Origin of the sequence: Streptomyces sp. AC550_RSS872 (genome assembly GCF_019049285.1) — a bacterium.
Lineage (GTDB): Bacteria > Actinomycetota > Actinomycetes > Streptomycetales > Streptomycetaceae > Streptomyces.
In genome coordinates this window covers 122112-137592 of record NZ_JAGMUL010000050.1, presented here as the reverse complement: position 1 = coordinate 137592, position 15481 = coordinate 122112, and the positions used below count along the sequence as shown (strand labels likewise).

At 68.5% G+C, this 15481-nt stretch carries 17 protein-coding genes and 1 pseudogene; 10 read left to right on the top strand and 8 right to left on the bottom strand.

What is annotated here, in order from left to right:
• The first annotated feature begins 23 nt into the window (after positions 1-23).
• Positions 24-638, top strand: coding sequence for a Uma2 family endonuclease (locus KUM44_RS21720; RefSeq protein WP_217210016.1), 615 nt, complete (start codon positions 24-26; stop codon positions 636-638).
• 12 nt (positions 639-650) lie between these two features.
• Here the strand turns inward: KUM44_RS21720 and KUM44_RS21715 are convergent, their stop codons facing one another.
• Complete coding sequence (locus KUM44_RS21715; RefSeq protein WP_217210014.1) at positions 651-2732, bottom strand: PA14 domain-containing protein; 2082 nt, start codon at positions 2730-2732, stop codon at positions 651-653.
• Positions 2733-3027: 295 nt separating this feature from the next.
• Here KUM44_RS21715 and KUM44_RS21710 point away from each other — a divergent pair, with 295 nt between their 5' ends.
• The gene (locus KUM44_RS21710; RefSeq protein WP_217210012.1) at positions 3028-4161 is read left to right on the top strand and encodes a sugar ABC transporter substrate-binding protein; all 1134 of its coding nucleotides are present in this window, start codon (positions 3028-3030) and stop codon (positions 4159-4161) included.
• 33 nt (positions 4162-4194) lie between these two features.
• Here KUM44_RS21710 and KUM44_RS21705 read toward each other — a convergent pair whose 3' ends face one another.
• The 6 genes from KUM44_RS21705 to KUM44_RS21680 form a co-directional block, all read right to left on the bottom strand.
• Positions 4195-5052 carry a transglutaminase family protein gene (locus tag KUM44_RS21705; RefSeq protein WP_217210010.1) on the bottom strand — a complete coding sequence of 286 codons (858 nt, stop codon included), beginning with the start codon at positions 5050-5052 and terminating at the stop codon, positions 4195-4197.
• Position 5053: 1 nt separating this feature from the next.
• Complete coding sequence (locus KUM44_RS21700; RefSeq protein WP_217210008.1) at positions 5054-5986, bottom strand: alpha-E domain-containing protein; 933 nt, start codon at positions 5984-5986, stop codon at positions 5054-5056.
• Positions 5983-7527 (bottom strand): circularly permuted type 2 ATP-grasp protein, encoded by a 1545-nt coding sequence (locus KUM44_RS21695; RefSeq protein ID WP_217210007.1) that lies wholly within the window; start codon positions 7525-7527, stop codon positions 5983-5985. Before KUM44_RS21695 ends, KUM44_RS21700 begins: the two co-directional genes overlap by 4 nt.
• Positions 7528-7716: 189 nt before the next feature.
• Complete coding sequence (locus KUM44_RS21690; RefSeq protein WP_217210006.1) at positions 7717-7971, bottom strand: type II toxin-antitoxin system RelE/ParE family toxin; 255 nt, start codon at positions 7969-7971, stop codon at positions 7717-7719.
• The gene (locus KUM44_RS21685) at positions 7968-8315 is read right to left on the bottom strand and encodes a hypothetical protein (protein ID WP_254389853.1); all 348 of its coding nucleotides are present in this window, start codon (positions 8313-8315) and stop codon (positions 7968-7970) included. The genes KUM44_RS21690 and KUM44_RS21685 overlap by 4 nt, the downstream gene beginning before the upstream one ends.
• Before the next feature lie 64 nt (positions 8316-8379).
• Positions 8380-8835 carry an ATP-binding protein gene (locus tag KUM44_RS21680; RefSeq protein ID WP_217210005.1) on the bottom strand — a complete coding sequence of 152 codons (456 nt, stop codon included), beginning with the start codon at positions 8833-8835 and terminating at the stop codon, positions 8380-8382.
• Positions 8836-9098: 263 nt separating this feature from the next.
• On the opposite strand from KUM44_RS21680, the gene KUM44_RS21675 reads away from it, so the two are divergent.
• The 8 genes and pseudogenes from KUM44_RS21675 (at position 9099) to KUM44_RS47610 (ending at position 14573) form a co-directional block, all read left to right on the top strand.
• A complete protein-coding gene (locus tag KUM44_RS21675) occupies positions 9099-9977 on the top strand; it encodes a helix-turn-helix transcriptional regulator (RefSeq protein WP_217210004.1) in 879 nt (292 codons plus the stop codon).
• A 5-nt stretch (positions 9978-9982) separates the two neighbouring features.
• The gene (locus KUM44_RS21670) at positions 9983-10168 is read left to right on the top strand and encodes a DUF397 domain-containing protein (protein WP_217210003.1); all 186 of its coding nucleotides are present in this window, start codon (positions 9983-9985) and stop codon (positions 10166-10168) included.
• A gap of 628 nt (positions 10169-10796) precedes the next feature.
• A complete protein-coding gene (locus KUM44_RS21665; protein ID WP_217210002.1) occupies positions 10797-11240 on the top strand; it encodes a hypothetical protein in 444 nt (147 codons plus the stop codon).
• Positions 11241-11413: 173 nt separating this feature from the next.
• Complete coding sequence (locus KUM44_RS21660) at positions 11414-11692, top strand: hypothetical protein (protein WP_217210000.1); 279 nt, start codon at positions 11414-11416, stop codon at positions 11690-11692.
• 18 nt (positions 11693-11710) lie between these two features.
• A complete protein-coding gene (locus KUM44_RS21655) occupies positions 11711-12670 on the top strand; it encodes an ATP-binding cassette domain-containing protein (RefSeq protein ID WP_217209998.1) in 960 nt (319 codons plus the stop codon).
• Positions 12667-13410, top strand: a complete 744-nt coding sequence (locus tag KUM44_RS21650; RefSeq protein ID WP_217209996.1) for a hypothetical protein — start codon at positions 12667-12669, stop codon at positions 13408-13410. The genes KUM44_RS21655 and KUM44_RS21650 overlap by 4 nt, the downstream gene beginning before the upstream one ends.
• Before the next feature lie 296 nt (positions 13411-13706).
• Positions 13707-14326 (top strand): annotated as a pseudogene (locus KUM44_RS21645) (FtsK/SpoIIIE domain-containing protein); the annotation flags it as partial.
• Positions 14208-14573 (top strand): transposase, encoded by a 366-nt coding sequence (locus KUM44_RS47610; RefSeq protein WP_217209994.1) that lies wholly within the window; start codon positions 14208-14210, stop codon positions 14571-14573. The pseudogene KUM44_RS21645 and the gene KUM44_RS47610, both read left to right, overlap by 119 nt.
• Before the next feature lie 130 nt (positions 14574-14703).
• Here KUM44_RS47610 and KUM44_RS21635 read toward each other — a convergent pair whose 3' ends face one another.
• Positions 14704-15381: a bacterial transcriptional activator domain-containing protein gene (locus KUM44_RS21635; protein WP_217209992.1), complete on the bottom strand. Its 678-nt coding sequence runs from the start codon at positions 15379-15381 to the stop codon at positions 14704-14706.
• Positions 15382-15481: the final 100 nt, after the last annotated feature.

Sequence of the window (15481 nt, the reverse complement as noted above, 5' to 3'; positions counted from 1 at the left end):
TCGCACATGAGAGGCCCGAGACCATGTCCGAGGCTCAGGCTGAATTCTTGAACGTGTCCGACCCGGATGAGGGCCTGTGGCAGCTGTGGAAGGCCATGGAACTCCCCGAGGGCTACCGCGCTGAGATCATTGAGGGAGCCATCGAGGTGTCGCCCACCGGTCGCCGTTCTCACGGCCTCATCGCCAATCGCGTGCGAAGGGCCCTGGACAAGTTCCTGGATGGCGGTGAGTACGCCTGTCATCAGGATGTGAACGTGATCTACAGGCGCAAGGCCTGGATTCCGGATGCCTTCGTCGCCCCGGAGGATACGGAACCGTTCGGCGACGAGGAGGACATGGGAGTCAGGGCCGGCGCCGTCAAGCTTGTCATCGAAGTGGTCTCGCCCGGCAAGGCCAACCAGGATCGTGACCGCATCCGCAAGCGCCGCGAATACGCCCGCGCCGGCATCCCCGCCTACCTCCTCATCGACGACTACGACGGCCAGGGCGCCGTCACCCTCTTCACCAACCCCCGCCCCGACAAGGCCGACTGGGAGGACATCCACCGTGTCCCCTACGGCACCGAAGTCACCATCCCCGAAGGCCCCGCCAAGGGCTTCGTGATCGGTGAGGCGATCACGGGACCTAAGCGGGGCTGACCGGGCGGAGTCTCAGAGCAGGTCCGGGCGGATCATCCACGGATGCGCCGCCCCGGTCTCCGTGCCGTCCGCGAGGACCCCGACGACGCGGTAGTAGGAGACTGAGCCCAGCGGCTGGGTGGTGTCGTTGTAGGTCTGGTAGTAGGCCGTGGTCGGGGAGACCGTGCCCAGTGGGTCGTAAGTCTGGGTCTCCGGGTTCCAGCGGCTCACCCGGTACTCGGTGACCTGGGCGCAGACGTCGCCGGAGCAGTGCCACTGGACCGGCTTCGCCGCCTCGGAGATCGTCCAGCCTCCGCCGCCGTAGAGCGGGCCGCCCGCCTCGAAGTCCTTGCCGATCGGCTCGGCCGGGACGATGTTCAGCTCCGTGGCGGTGACGACCGGGATCGACGGGTCGCTCGCGGAGAGTTCGTTGCCCCAGACGTCCTCGGCGATGACCGTGTAGACGTAGGTCTCGCCGTCCGGGATGTCGATGCAGAGCATGGCCAGCGGGTCGTCGGCCCTGTCCACGCAGTGCGCCAGCTCGCCGATCCAGTCCACGGTGCCGTCGTCCTGCCGTACCCCGCGCAGGGCGCGGTAGGAGGCGATGTCGTCGTCGGCCGGGGCGTTCCAGCGCAGTTCCGTGCCGTCGGCGCGGGGCGTGGCCGTCAGGCCGGTGAGGGGGAGCGGGGCGGTGCGGTCGGAGGTGGTGACGGTGACCGTGTTGGAGGGCGCGGAACGGTTGTCCTGCCAGTCGTTGATGGCGACGGCGTAGGTGTAGGTGGTGCCGAACTCGAACTCCTCGTCGGCGCACCCGAAGGAGTACTCGCCGGCGGCGCTGTTGAGCGTCGTGTTCACGTCGCAGGGCACGGCCACCGCGTCCGCGCCCAGCGTGGTGCCGGGCGAGCGCAACACGGTGAAGTAGGCGTCGTTGTTGATCTCGTCGGAGAGGCGGCCCTCCGGCATGGTCCAGTGCAGCCGCACCGCGTCGTAGGTGGCCGTCGCCTCAAGGTTCTGGGGCGCGTCCGGCGGCGTACGGTCGATGCCGTCGGAGGTGACGGGCGTCGAGTACGCGCCCGCGTTCCCGGCCGCGTCCAGGGCCCGGACCAGGTAGGTGTGCTTGGTCTCGTCGTGCCCCACGTGGTGGACGAAGGAGGTCCCGGTGAGCTGCTTGAGCAGGGTCAGGGAGCCGGTGGCCTGGTCCTTCTCGAAGAGCTCGTAGGAGACCGCCTCCGGCGCGGCGTCCCACTCGATCATCATGCCCCACAGGTCGCCGTGCGCGGTGAGCCCCGTCGGCGCGGCCGGGCCCGTGCGGTCGGCGGTGGTGACGGGCTGGTCGGCGCTGCCGCCGGAGACGTTGCCGGCCTTGTCGTGGGCGCGGACCTCGTAGTAGTACGTCGCGCCGGTCGCCGGCGGGGTGTCCGTGTACGAGGTGGCGGCGGAGCCGGCCGTCGCGAGCGGCTTGTCCGGGTAGGCGGCGCCCTTGAGGCGGCGGTAGACCTGGTACCCGGCGAGGTCCATCTCCTTGTTCTTCGCCCAGGTGAGCTTCGCCCTGCCGGTGGCCTTGTCGTACGTGACCGAGGTGCCGGTCGGGGTGAGCGGCCTGACCTGGTCGACGGTCGCCGAAGTGCGGGGCGTGTAGCCGAACTTGACCGCGGCGCTGCCGGTCCAGTTGACGTAGTCGACGCGCAGGGTGTGCCTGCCGGACGGGATGGTGACGTTGACCGTCCTGGAGACGGTCGTGGAGGTGTTCTTCCACAGGTCGACCTTGCGGCTGCCGTCGACGTAGACGCGGATGCCGTCCAGCCCGGAGGCGGCCAGGGAGAACGGGCCGCCGGAGCCGAAGTCCCGGGTGAGCGTCCAGCGGACGCCGAAGTTGTCCCTCGGTAGTCCGGAGACCGGGGCGCCCGTGCCCCAGTTCTGGTCGATCGTGCTGTCGCAGTCGGTCTTCTTCGCAGTACCGGAGAAGGCCGTGTTCGCGAAGAACTGCCGTTTGAAGACGGGCGAGGCGCAGGTCACGGCGGCGGACGCGGAGGGGGCCGTCGTGAGCAACGTGCCCGCGGTGGCGAGCACGACCGTCGTCGCGGCCGCGGCGGTCGTGCGTCTGGCTGGGTTCATTCGATCCTCTGGGCGAGTACAGGGCAGCGCTGGGCGAGCTGTCGTGATCACGACTCGCGAGGAATGGCGTTGGTTGTGCGGTTCTCGACCAGTTCCTTGATCGATTTTTGATGGAGGGGATGTAACGGGTGTTGGGAGACATTCCTTCATGTCTTTACATGCACAGCGGAGCGTGGCGTTGCGCACTCGTTAAGTAGTTCCGCTTGACGGTGAGGGTTGTCGGCGCGTTGTCTTTTCAGACATCTGGGCGCAATGGCGCGCCCGTGTCCCGAAAGCACCAGAAGTGAGCTCCTGTATGCGTCCCTTGCGCCCCCTGCGTCGTACCGCCACCGCCGTCGCCGCGGCGTCGACGATGACCCTCTCGCTGGCCGCGTGCGGGGCACTGGGCGTCACCGGGGGCAGCAGCGAGGCGAGCCCGACCAAGGGCGACGACATCACCGTGGGGCTGCTGCTGCCGGAGACGGCGAACACGCGCTACGACAAGTTCGACTTCCCCATCATCCGGGACAAGGTCCTGGAGCTCACCGACAAGCAGGGCCGGGTCGTCTACAAGAACGCCGACGCGGACGCGACGAAGCAGGCGAGCCAGCTCCAGCAGATGATCAACGACCAGGTCGATGTGATCCTGCTCGACGCCGTCGACTCGCACGCCATCGCCGACGGCGTGAAGAAGGCCAAGGACGCCGGGATTCCGGTCATCGCCTACGACCGCCTGGCCGAGGGGCCGATCGACGCGTACGTCTCCTTCGACAACGAACTGGTCGGCGAGGTCCAGGCCCGCACGCTCCTGGACGCCATGGGCGGCTCGAACGTCGACTCGTCCGACAAGATCGTGATGATGAACGGCTCGCCCACCGACCCGAACGCCAAGCAGTTCAAGGCGGGCGCGCTCTCCGAGCTCAAGGGCACGGTGGGCATCGCCAAGTCCTACGACACCAAGGACTGGAAGCCGGAGAACGCCGAGGCCAACATGGCCCAGGCCATCAAGGACGTCGGCGTCAACAACATCAAGGGCGTCTACTCCGCCAACGACGGCATGGCCGGCGGCATCATCAAGGCCCTGGAGGCCGCGGGCGTCACCGAGCTGCCCCCGATCACCGGGCAGGACGCCGAACTCGACGCGGTCCAGCGGATCGTGGCCGGCGAGCAGTACATGAGCGTGTACAAGTCGTACCCGCAGGAGGCCGAGAGCGCCGCGGAGATGGCCGTGGCCAAGGTCCAGGGCAAGGACATCCAGTTCGACTCCCTCACCCAGGACCAGGTCGACAGCCCGACCGACAAGGGCATCCCGGCCCTGCTGGTCCCCGTGGTCGCGCTGACCCAGAAGAACATCAAGCAGACCGTCGTCGCCGACGCGATCTACAAGCTGTCGGAGATCTGCACCACCAAGTACAAGGTCGACTGCACGCGGATCGGCCTCAGCAAGTAGGGCCCGCCCCTCGCGCGACGGGCCCTGGATGGTTCACGCCACCCGCGTGAACTCCACCGTCACCTCCGGTGGCCCGCCCGGCACGCCACGGTAGATGCCCTTGTGCGGGGTGACGTCGTCGTAGTCGCGGCCACGGCCGACGACGACGTGGGACTCGTCGGCCCGCGTCCGGTTGGTGGGGTCGTATCCGCACCAGTCTCCCGCCCAGTACTCGATCCAGGCGTGGCTCTGCCCGGCGACCGGCCGGTGCAGCTCCGCCTCCCGCTCGGGGTGCAGGTAGCCGGAGACATAGCGTGCGGGCAGCCCCACGCCGCGCAGCAGCGCGATCGTGAGATGGGTGATGTCCTGGCAGACGCCCGCGCACTGCTCCCAGGCCTCGGTGGCGGACGTGTTCACGCTCGTGGTGCCGGGGAGGTACGACACCCGGTCGGCGACCAGCGCCGACACCGCGAGTGCCGTCTCGTGCGGATCGAGACCGGCCGCCGCTTCCCGCGCCGTCTCGACCAGCCGGTCGGGGACGGTCGTACGGGAGGTCGGGCCCGCGAACTCCAGCAGGCGGGAGGACGCCACCTTCTCGGTCAGTTCCCGCCACGCGGGCGCCTCCGGGAGTGAGCCGGGCGGGTGGGTCTCCACCAGGCTGGAGGCCGTGATGGTCAGGTCGGCGTGCGGGTCCATCAGGTCGAAGCCGGTGACCTGGGTGCCCCAGTAGTCCCAGTACGCCCAGGTGGTGGCCGCCGGACTGACGGTGACCCGGGCGTCCAGGGTGGTCTGGCCGGGCAGCGTCAGCGGGGTCATCCGGACCTCGTTGTGCGAGGACGCGGCCGGCTGGGCGTACGAGACGCGCGTGATGTGCTTGATGCGGAGACGGCGAGTGCCCTGGGCGGTGGTCATCTCACGCTCCTTCCTGGGCCCACTCGACGGGCCCCTGGTACGGGAAGAACCGGTCGGCCACCGCGTCCGCGGAGGCCATGCAGGCCTGCTGCAAGTCCTTCAGCAGCAGCGGCAGTTGGTCCTCCAGTGCGTGGGTGTCCAGGTATTCGAGGCGGGTGCGCATCCGGCCGATCGGGCGGCGCGCCGGGTCCTGCCGGGGGCGCCCCAGCGCCGTGAGGCACTCCTCCGCCGTGGTCAGCGCGTGCAGCGCCGAGCGCGGGAAGTCGCGGTCCAGCAGCAGGAACTCGGCGACGCGCGGGGTGTCGCCGAAGCCGCCGTACACGCGCGCGTACGCCTCGTCCGCGCCGGACGCGCTCAGCAGGGTCGGCCAGTCGGGCGCGTGCGCGGCGTCCAGCACCCGTACCGACAGCAGCCGTACGGTCATGTCCACCCGCTCAAGGCTGCGGCCCAGGACCACGAAGCGCCAGCTGTCGTCCCGGCTCATGGTGGAGTCGGCGAGCCCGAAGAAGAGGGCCGCCCGGCGTCGTACGAGTTCCAGATAGGCGTACGGGCCCGTCCGCCGGGCGGCCATCCGCTGGTCGGCGAGCGCGTGCCAGGTGGAGTTGAGACACTCCCACATCTCCGAGGACACCGCCTCGCGGGCACTGCGCGCATTCAGCCGGGCGGCGCCCAGCGCGCCCTCGATCGACCCCGTCGAACGGGCGTCGAAGGCCAGCTGGTCGAGGACCTGCTGCATGTCCACCGGCGCACCACCGGCGTCCATGCCGAGGATCGCGTACAACGACCGGCAGGCCACGTCCTCGTCGCGCCAGGGATCCTCCAGCATGCGGTGGAGGTAGGCGTCGAGGATGCGCCCGGTGGCGTCGGCCCGCTCGACATACCGTCCGGTCCAGGTCAGGGACTCGGCTATCCGGGACAGGATCACGTCGTTCACTGCTGGTGAGCCCCTTCCTGTACGACGGTGGGGGTGCCGTCGGGTCCGAGCTGACGCGGCGCGACGTCCAGCGGATCGCTCGCGCTCACCGGTGCGGGGGACTCCGCCGGGCCCTCGGCCAGCACCCAGGTGTCCTTGGAGCCGCCGCCCTGGCTGGAGTTGACGATCAGGTTGCCCTCCTGGAGGGCGACCCGGGTGAGACCGCCGGGCAGCACCCAGACATCGTTGCCGTCGTTGACGGCGAAGGGCCGCAGATCGATGTGGCGCGGTGCCATGCGCTCGCCCGCGAGGGTGGGGGACGTGGACAGGGCGACGGGCCGCTGGGCGATGAAGCCGCGCGGGTCGGCGATGACGGCTTTGCGAGTGCGTTCGATCGTGTCCCGGTCGGCCTTGGGGCCGATGACGATGCCCTGGCCGCCGGCGCCGTCGACGGGCTTGACGACGAGCTGCTCGATCTGGTCGAGGACGGCCTCCAACTGCCCAGGCTCGTCAGGCCGGTAGGACTCGACGTTGGGGAGGACCGGTTCCTCGCCGAGGTAGTACCGGATGAGATCCGGGACGTACGTGTAGAGCAGCTTGTCGTCGGCGATCCCGTTCCCCACGGCGTTCGCGAGTGTGACGGTTCCTGCCATGGCGGCGCCCATGATGCCCGGACAGCCGATCACCGAGTCGGGGCGGAAGTGAAGGGGATCGAGGAAGTCGTCGTCCAGCCGCCGGTATACGACGTGAACGGGAACCTCACCGCGCGTGGTCCGCATCCACACCCGGTTGTTGCGGCACACGAGGTCGTGCCCCTCGACGAGCTGCACACCCATCAGCCGGGCGAGGAGGGCGTGCTCGAAGTAGGCGGCGTTGTTGGGCCCGGGGGTCAGGACGACCACCCGCGGGTCGTCGGTCCCGTCGGGCGCGGCGGCGCGCAGGGCGGCGAGCAGCCGCTGGGTGTACCCGTCGACGGGAAGCACATGCTGCTCGGCGAAGAGGGAGGGGAAGATCCGGGTCATGGCACGCCGGTTCTCGATGACGTACGAGACGCCACTGGGCACGCGCACATTGTCTTCCAGCACCCGGAAGTCCCCGGCCTCGTCCCGTACGAGGTCGATCCCGGCGACATGGATACGCACCCCGCCCGGTGGCTCGACCCCATGGGCCGCTCTGTGGAAGTGGGGGGAGTTGAGCAGCAGCCGCCAGGGCACGACGCCGTCCTCGAAGGCGCGGGCGTGCCCGTAGGCATCGGCGAGGTACGCCTCAAGGGCGCGCACCCTCTGCCCCACCCCGCGTTGTATGAGATCCCATTCGAGGGCGTCGAGAATGCGGGGCACGAGGTCCAGCGGCCAGGGCCGTTCCTCGCCCGCGAAGGCGTATGTCACGCCCCTGTCGGTGAACGCCCGGGCCATCTGGTCGGCCCGGAACCGGAGTTCACTCGGCTCGATCGGCTGAAGCGCAGCCAGCACCGGCTCATAGGCGGCCCTGACCTCACCCGGCCGCTCAAACATCTCGTCCCACGCGTCGGCCAACGCGTACGCGTCAAATATGTCCGCCATGGCCAGACGTTAAGTGGGGTTTGTAACGCGGTGATCTCTGGGGGATTTCCGGGAGGTGCACGCGGAAGGGGGGCGTCCGGGCGGCTCGCCGCGCGCGGCCCCTGCCGGCCAACTGGCGGAACCAGGAAGGGAGGGCTGCCTCGGTCGACGCTTGCGGTGGGGGCAGCCCTGCCCCTGTCCTTGCTGTGGTCAGAGAGGGGTGCTGCCGACCATGAGGATCTTGATCGACACCTTGGAGCCGTCGATCTCGTACGTGGCCCGGTAGACACCGACGCGTAACCGCCGCAGGCTGGTACCGCCGAGCTTGCTGCTCGCGGTGGGCTCCGGATCGTCGGCGAGCGCGTTGATCGCTTTGAGAAGTGGCTTCACGGCGTCGCCGTCACGGGTCCTGAGCCGCTTGAGGCCGTCGGATGCGGGCCGTTCCCAGATGATGGTGTAGCTCAAGGGGCTTCCGCTCCGGCGACTAGGGCTTCGATCTCGGCCTGGGTGGACGTGGAGCCGCCCGCGGCGCGTGCGTACAGGGACACGGCTACGTCGGCGAAGTCGATCGCCTGCTCGCGTGCGTCCTCGTCCGTGGCCGAGTCGGCGAGTGCCTGGGTCCACCAGTGATTGAGGAACGCGTCGAAGCCGCCGGAGTCGGCCAGGGCGCCCAGCTCCGTGTAGAAGCCGGCGCGGTGGTCAAGGCGCAGAGCAGCCCCGATTCCGTCGACGGTGCGCTGGACGACCGCGTCCGTGAAGCCGGTGGCTTCCCGCGCCTCGGCCACCGCGTCCTGCCACTCCATCGCCATGTGTGTCCCCTTTCGCCGTGCGGCCAAGGTACCGGTGCGGCACCTTCGCAGACGGCCGAGCAGACTACGCATTCATCGCTCCCTGAATGTCCAGCTCCGCCCAGACCGTCTTGCCCACGGTGAGCTTCTCCACGGACCAGCGCTCGGCGAGTGTGCGGACGATGAGCAGGCCTCGGCCGAACTGGTCGTCGGTGGTGGAGGGGCGGGGGTGCGGGAGCCGCTCGCCCCGCGGGTCGGTCACGGCGACGCGCAGGGTCGTGCCGGTGAGGGACGTCTCCACCCGGAACAGGCGGTCCCGCAGGCATCCGTGCAGCAGGGCGTTCGTGCACAACTCGCTCGCCAGCAGCGCCGCGTTGCCGGCGGCGTGGGGGTGCCCCCAGTCCACGGCGAGTTGGGCGACGTGTCTGCGGGCGAGGGGGATGTTGTGGGGGAGGGGGGTGTAGCTGGCGGTGTCGTAACGGTCGTACGTCTTGGGGGCTTTGGAGTCCTTGGGGTGGCGGGGAGGGCAGGAGTCGGTCACGGGGGCGTACCTCCTTGTGCGAGGCCGGGGTGCCCGGAGCGGACGCCAGATGGGTGGGGGGAGGTGGCTCTGCGGTGCGGGCCTGGTTTGGGCAGCACGGTGCACTTCCGCCAACTGGTGTCGGTGAGTGGGCGATTGAGTACCGACCGTAGCGGCGTGCGAGCTCGGCAGCAACTGATTCTGGGCAGAAATATCCCTGCCCTGGTTGTAGGTTGCTGGCGGAAGGCCTCAAACTGGGGCGACTCATCGGGAGGGATCGCTGTATGGGCAACAACCCTGACCGGGGGCGGACCGTGACAACCGTCCTGGGGCGCAGGCTCGGTGGCGAGCTGCTGCGAATGCGTGAGGCGTGCTCGCTGCGTCAGACGCACGCTGCCGAGGCACTTACGGCTTCCGTCACCAAGGTGGCGAAGATCGAGCGCGGGCAGGTGCCGATGCGAGATCCGGACGTCAGGGCGCTGTGTCATCTATACGGCGAAACGGACGAGTCGGTGGTCGGCAAGCTGCTGGCCCTGGCGAGGGCCGACCGAGATCGACGCAAGGTCCAGGGATGGTGGCATCAGTACCCCCAGCTGAAGGCGCAGATGGAGTACGTGGCACTGGAGGACATCGCCACGCAGCTCCGCACCTGGCAACTCTCCTTCGTCCCGGGCTTGCTGCAAACCGCCGACTACGCCCGCGCCCTCGCGGTGGGCAATGGCACCTGGGAAGACCCCGAGGCGATCGAGTCCTTCGTGGAAGCGAGGATTGCCCGTCAGGCCCGGTTGACCGGTGAGCGCTCGTTGTCGCTCGTGGCGGTGCTGCACGAGGGGGTGCTGCGTCAGTTGGTTGGTGGACGGGACGTCATGCGGGCCCAGTTGGACCACGTTCTCGAAGCGGCTCGGCTCTCCAACGTGTGCGTACAGGTTGTCCCGTTCGGTGCGGGCGCCCACCCTGGGATGACCAGCGCTTTCACCGTGGTCTCCTTTGCCGAGCCAGGCGCCCTGGATCTCGTACAGGCGGATACTCTCTCGACGCAGGTGTGGCTGGAGAGCGAGGCCGATGCCGCACGCCACAATGCGATCTTCGATCGCATCACGCGGCTGGGGTTGGCGCAGCGCGACTCCCTCAACCTCATCGACAGCATCCGCAAGGAGATGTAGGCCGAGTGTCCGAGTTCGACTTCCATAAGTCCACGCACAGTAGCGGCGACGCCCACGGCGAATGCGTCGAAGTCGCCCGCAACATCCCCGGCACCACCGCCGTCCGGGACTCCAAGGCCCCGGACGGTCCGATACTCCGGCTCGCCGCGGAGGCGTGGGTGGAGTTCGCCGCGTACGTGGGGAGGCGTTAGCCAGACGTCAAGCCTCGCCCTCACCATCGATACCTGGTGGCTGCCAGATAGAGGCATTGCTCTTGATCGGCGTCACGCAGTTCACTCGGCTCGATCGGCTGCGGGAGATGCACGCGGAAGGCCCGGGTCCGGGTGCCCATTCCATGTGAATCCCTGGGCAACCAGCTGGCGGAGCTGCGACGAGAGGGCTGCCCATCAGCCAACTCTTGCGACCGTCGGCGCCCAGGTGCTCGATGGCTTGGCGAGAGTGCCCAGCCGGATGGGCGGAGCGACGGGGCAGCCACCGAACCAGCGGGCCAGCACGTCATGGGTGGTGCCATGGCGCAGATTCACCAGGTGGCCGGCAGCCGGTCGACGAAGTCGAGTTCGTGTGCGACGTGGCGCGACGAGCTCAGGCAAGCTGCGAAAAAGGTTCAACGAGTTTGGTGAATTGATGCCATCCAGCTGGGTGATCAGCGGAAGGGGCGCATTGGAGACACTTCGGAGATACCTGAGGGGCATGATCGCCACATGCCTGAGGCAGTAAAGAGTCGCGACGAAGCGATCGCGAAGAGAGGGCCTCGTGAGTCTGTGCAGGCCGCCGACCAACCGGTCCCGGCGGCTCGGCATTTGATTCACGGAGGATTCCTTGAACAAGAACCGCATCATCGCGAGCACCGTGCTCGTCGGCGCGCTCATAGGCGTCGGCGCACCGGCCGCCTCCGCGATGCCCCAGGCTCGCCCCACCGCCGTTGCCCAGGTTCAGACGGTCGACACCCACCGTGCGGTGTCGTCGGCCGCCGAGGTGAAGCTGACGTCGTCGGCTTCGACCGTCGGCACGACGGGTACGGCTTCGACCGAGACCGGGGCCAACAGGGCCGGGGAGAGGGGCCGGTGGGACTGGATCCTCAACAAGCTCCAGGGCCTCGGCTCCGCTGCCTGGAAGAAGCTCAAGGACGCGGCCAAGGCGGGCTACGAGAAGTTCAAGGATGCATACGAGCGCTACGTGCCGTGGCTCGTCCGCAAGGCGATCGAGGTCGGTGCCACGGTCTACGAGGTCTACCAGGCCGTGCGGGACTTCATTGGTCTCTGACCTTCGGGCCATCTGACCGAGGCGTCACAGGGCGAGTCGGTCAGTTGTGAAGCGGTGTGCGGTCCACGGAAGTTCCCCCCTTCCGCGGCCCGCACACCGCACTCCCTCTCCTCCCGCCCCGCCGCATTTCACTTCGACGACTCAAGGAAGACATGAGTAAAGGAAGGCCCTCCGTGACGGCGAACGAGGCTCCAGCCTCCGTGAGTGGCGATGCCTGGCCAGTGATCCCGCTGGGCCTGGCCGCCCTGCTGCTGCGTACTCTGGGCGATCACACCTGGGCGTACGTCGTGGGCGCGGTGATCGGCGGCATAGGCTTGCTGGCAGCGCTGGTCGGTCTGACGGAGTGCGTGCGCGCGGTGCGGCGTGGTCTCGCCCTCGGCAAGGCGGTTTGGGTGGTCATCCTGCTGCTCTGCGGCGGATTCGCCGTGGTTCACCAGCTTGTCACGGCCTGATGAGGCGGGGTGTCACCGATGTCCACGATCGAGATCACTGATCTGACCAAGGCGTATGGGAAGAAGCGCGTGGTTGACGGCCTGTCGTTCACTGTGCGCCCGGGATCCGTCACCGGATTCCTTGGACCCAACGGTGCCGGCAAGAGCACCACACTGCGCATGACGCTCGGCCTGACCAGGCCGGACAGCGGCACGGCCCGAATCCAGGGACGCAGCTACCACGAGCATGCCGAACCGTTGCGCGTCGTGGGCGCGCTGCTGGACGCGCGGTGGGCGCACCCTAAGCGCAGCGCACGGGCTCACCTGGCGTGGCTCGCCCACAGCAACCGGATCCCTGTCGGCCGCGTGGACGAGGTTCTGTCCCGGGTCGGGCTCATCGACGTGGCGGACAAGCGGGTCGGAGGTTTCTCTCTGGGCATGGCCCAACGTCTGGGACTGGCCGGGGCGTTGCTGGGGGACCCGGGAATCCTGATCCTGGACGAGCCCGCGAACGGTCTCGACCCTGAGGGCATCGCATGGATGCGCGGGCTGCTCAGACAACTCGCGGCCGAAGGACGGAGCGTCCTCGTCTCCAGCCATCTGCTCGCCGAGATGGCACAGCTGGCCGACGAGGTGGTGGTGATCGGCCGGGGGCAGCTCATCAAGCAGTGCTCCATCGCCGAACTCACGTCGGCCGGTGCCAGCACGCAGGGCGAGGTTGTCGTACGCGGTCCGGAGCCCGGGCGACTGCGCGAACTGCTCACTCAGGCGGGCGCCACCGTGGTCGATGGCGTGCCGGGAACGGATCCGTCCGCCCCGCCCCTGCTGGTCAGTGGTCTGGGCGGCGAGGACATTTTCAGGGCCGTGGCCGGGGCCGGCCTGGTGCTGTACGAACTGACTCCGCGCCGCGGCACGGTCGAGGATGCCTACCTCCAGCTCACGGGCAGCTCGGTGGAGTACCGGGGCTCGGTGCGACCGGCGGAAGAGAGGGCCGTATGACCAGCACCGCCGTGCTGAAAGCCGAGGCTTACAAGCTCCGTTCACTCACTTCCACACCCTGGCTTCTGGGCATCACCGCGGTCGTGTCGCTCACTCTCAGCGGCCTCGCTGTGCGTTCGCCCATGGAAGGGGAGGAGCCGGGCCTGTCCGAAGTGATGGTGGGTCCGGCCTTCGCTCAATTCCTGATCATGGTGTTCGCAGCCCGTAGCGTGACGATGGAGTTCCGTACGGGCACAATCTGGCAGTCCCGTCTGGCCGTTCCGTCCTGGGCACGGCTGTTGCTGGGCAAGGCCGGGGTGATCGCGGCGCTGGCGGCGCTGATGGGAGTCCTGCTGGGGGCGGGGGGAGTCGCCGTCGCGGCCGTCGTGGCGCCTGACGCCGATGTCGCACCCTCCAGCGGACTCGAATGGCGTCAACTCCTCACCCTCCCTGTAGCCCTCGCCATCGTGGCTGTGCTGAGCATGGCCATCGGCCTACTACTCAAGAGCGGTGGTGCGACCATCACCGTCGTACTGGTCTGGGCGCTGGTCGTCGAACCGGCGCTGTCGGCCACGGGGGACTGGCTGGCGGGGATTGATATCGGCCCGTGGCTGCCGTTCCTGGCGCTGAGCGACTTTCAGGGGCAGTCCGGCGGTGTCTTCTTTCCCGGCGGGCCGTACTTGGCCTGTGTCTACGTGGCGTCCCTGACGGCGGCACTCCTGGCGGCTGCGATCAACGTGCAGGATCGTCGGGAGCCGTGACATCTCGACCCGGAACACCTGAACCCCGGGAAGGAGCCGATGCTCCCTCCAGCGAGAGGCTTGCCCTTCCCGGTGCGGAGATGAGGCGCTGACTGGTCATCGGCAGCTGGCGGCTTCGCCATTCCCCCGTGCACGCGGAGCCGCGCTTCTCCGAGCCCCGCCCCGCCCTGTCCGGCAGGGCGGGGCGTTTGGCCGAGTCCTGGCGAGATCGCGGCTGCGAGGAGGGAACGACGCAGTCCGGTGCAGACTCGCAGTACCTACGCTTCCGCTACGACGCCGCCCAGTGCCGGGAGGGCCGAATCGTCGGCGGGGCGCAGTCCGGCAAGTCGACAGTCCTGCGGACGATCGTCTCCGCCTTCGCACTGACCCTCACTCCGCACGAAGTCCACGCCTACGGCCTGGACTTCGGCGGTGGCGGCATGTCGGCCGTCTCCGGACTGCCGCACGTCGGCGGGGCCGCCTCACGCCTGGACCTGGAGCGGGTACGCCGCACGGTCGCCGAGGTGTACGGCATCATGACGCGCCGCGAGGAGTACTTCCGAGCGCCAGCATCGACTCCATCGCCACCTTCCGAAGGATGCGGGCGCGCGGCGACATCCCGGTCGCGGACCAGCCGTGGGGTGACATCTTCCTGGTCATAGACGGCTGGGGGAACTTCCGCACCGAGTACGAAGGTCTGGAATCGGCCGTTCTCGACATCGTCGCGCGAGGCCTCGGCTACGGCATCCCCCTCATCCTCACCGCCTCCTGCGCCATGGAGGTCCGCGCCAACCTCAAGGACCTGCTGATGAACCGCCTTGAGCTGCGGCTCGGCGACCCCATGGACTCCGAGCTGGACCGCAAGGCGGCCGGAAACGTGCCGGCGGGCGTGCCCGGCCGGGGCATCACTCCGGAAGCACTGCACTTCATGGCAGCGGGCCGCGTTCCCTGTCAGCGTCTGCCGCTCCTGTCTGGTCCGCCCGCAGTGGACGACCGCCACGCTCGGCCGCCGCAAGCTGTCCTGGCACCCCCGCGAGGTCCATGAAGCCCGCCATGTCGCTCGCGCCGCACGGGACACCACGGCCTGGCAGTCCAAGTACGCCCTGCGCGCCGGAGTTGAGGGCACCATCCGCCAGCCGTGTCTGTCACCGGCCTACGTCGGGCCCGGGTCGGGTACGGCGTGAATTTTCACGCACGGATCCGCGGCCACGCCAAGACACGTCGGCGTAGTACGACGCGGGAGCGTTCGACGGTGCGTTCGCTGGTCATGTCGGCGGCGGTGAGCACGTGGTGCGTCTCGGCGGCGGTCTGTGATCACCCGGCCAGGGCTGCCACACGGGCGAGGTCGAACGCGGGCTCGACACCGAGCTCCTTCCGCAGACGGCGCCGGAATTCCTGGTACAACTCCGTGGATCTTCCCGGGGCTCCCAGCTTCATGTGTGCACGTATCAGCAGGAGATGGCTGGGCTCGTCCAACCGTTCCCACATCACCAGGAGTTCCGCGATCTCGACAGCCTCCAGTGGCCTCCCGTTGGAGAGCAGAGTCTCGCCTGCTTCGCGCAGAGCGTGAAACCTGCGCTGATCCCAGGTCCTTTGGTGTTCCTCCACCCAAGGTGAGTGCACGTCGACCAACAAAGGGAGCTGCAGCAGTTCGAGATCAGTCCTGAGAGACGCAGTGTGCGGCCAGTCCGGGTGGGCCAGAGCATCCCGGGCCTGCTGCCAGTCACTGGTGAGCACCTCCGAAATGCGTACGGTCTCGCCCTCCGCGATCACTAACTCCCGGGACGCTGCCTGGTTCACCCGCCACAGTAGTCGGCTCAGCCTGCGCCGCCCGAGGCGTTCACTCTCCTCGGGCCACAGGGATCTGATGATCGCGGGGCGTCGCGCGGTTCGCCCTTCGCGCAGTTCGAGGTAGGCCAGGAGCTCCGCCGTCTGCGGCGGCAGGCGGTAGGACTCGTCATCAGCGATGTGGGCGCCGTCATGGCCCAGCAACCGGAGTTGAACTGAACCAGGACCTGTCGTGGCACCGGTCATTGAGCTCGACATACGTCCCCTGTTCCCGTTTGTCTGGAAGGACGGACCAGTCGCTTGC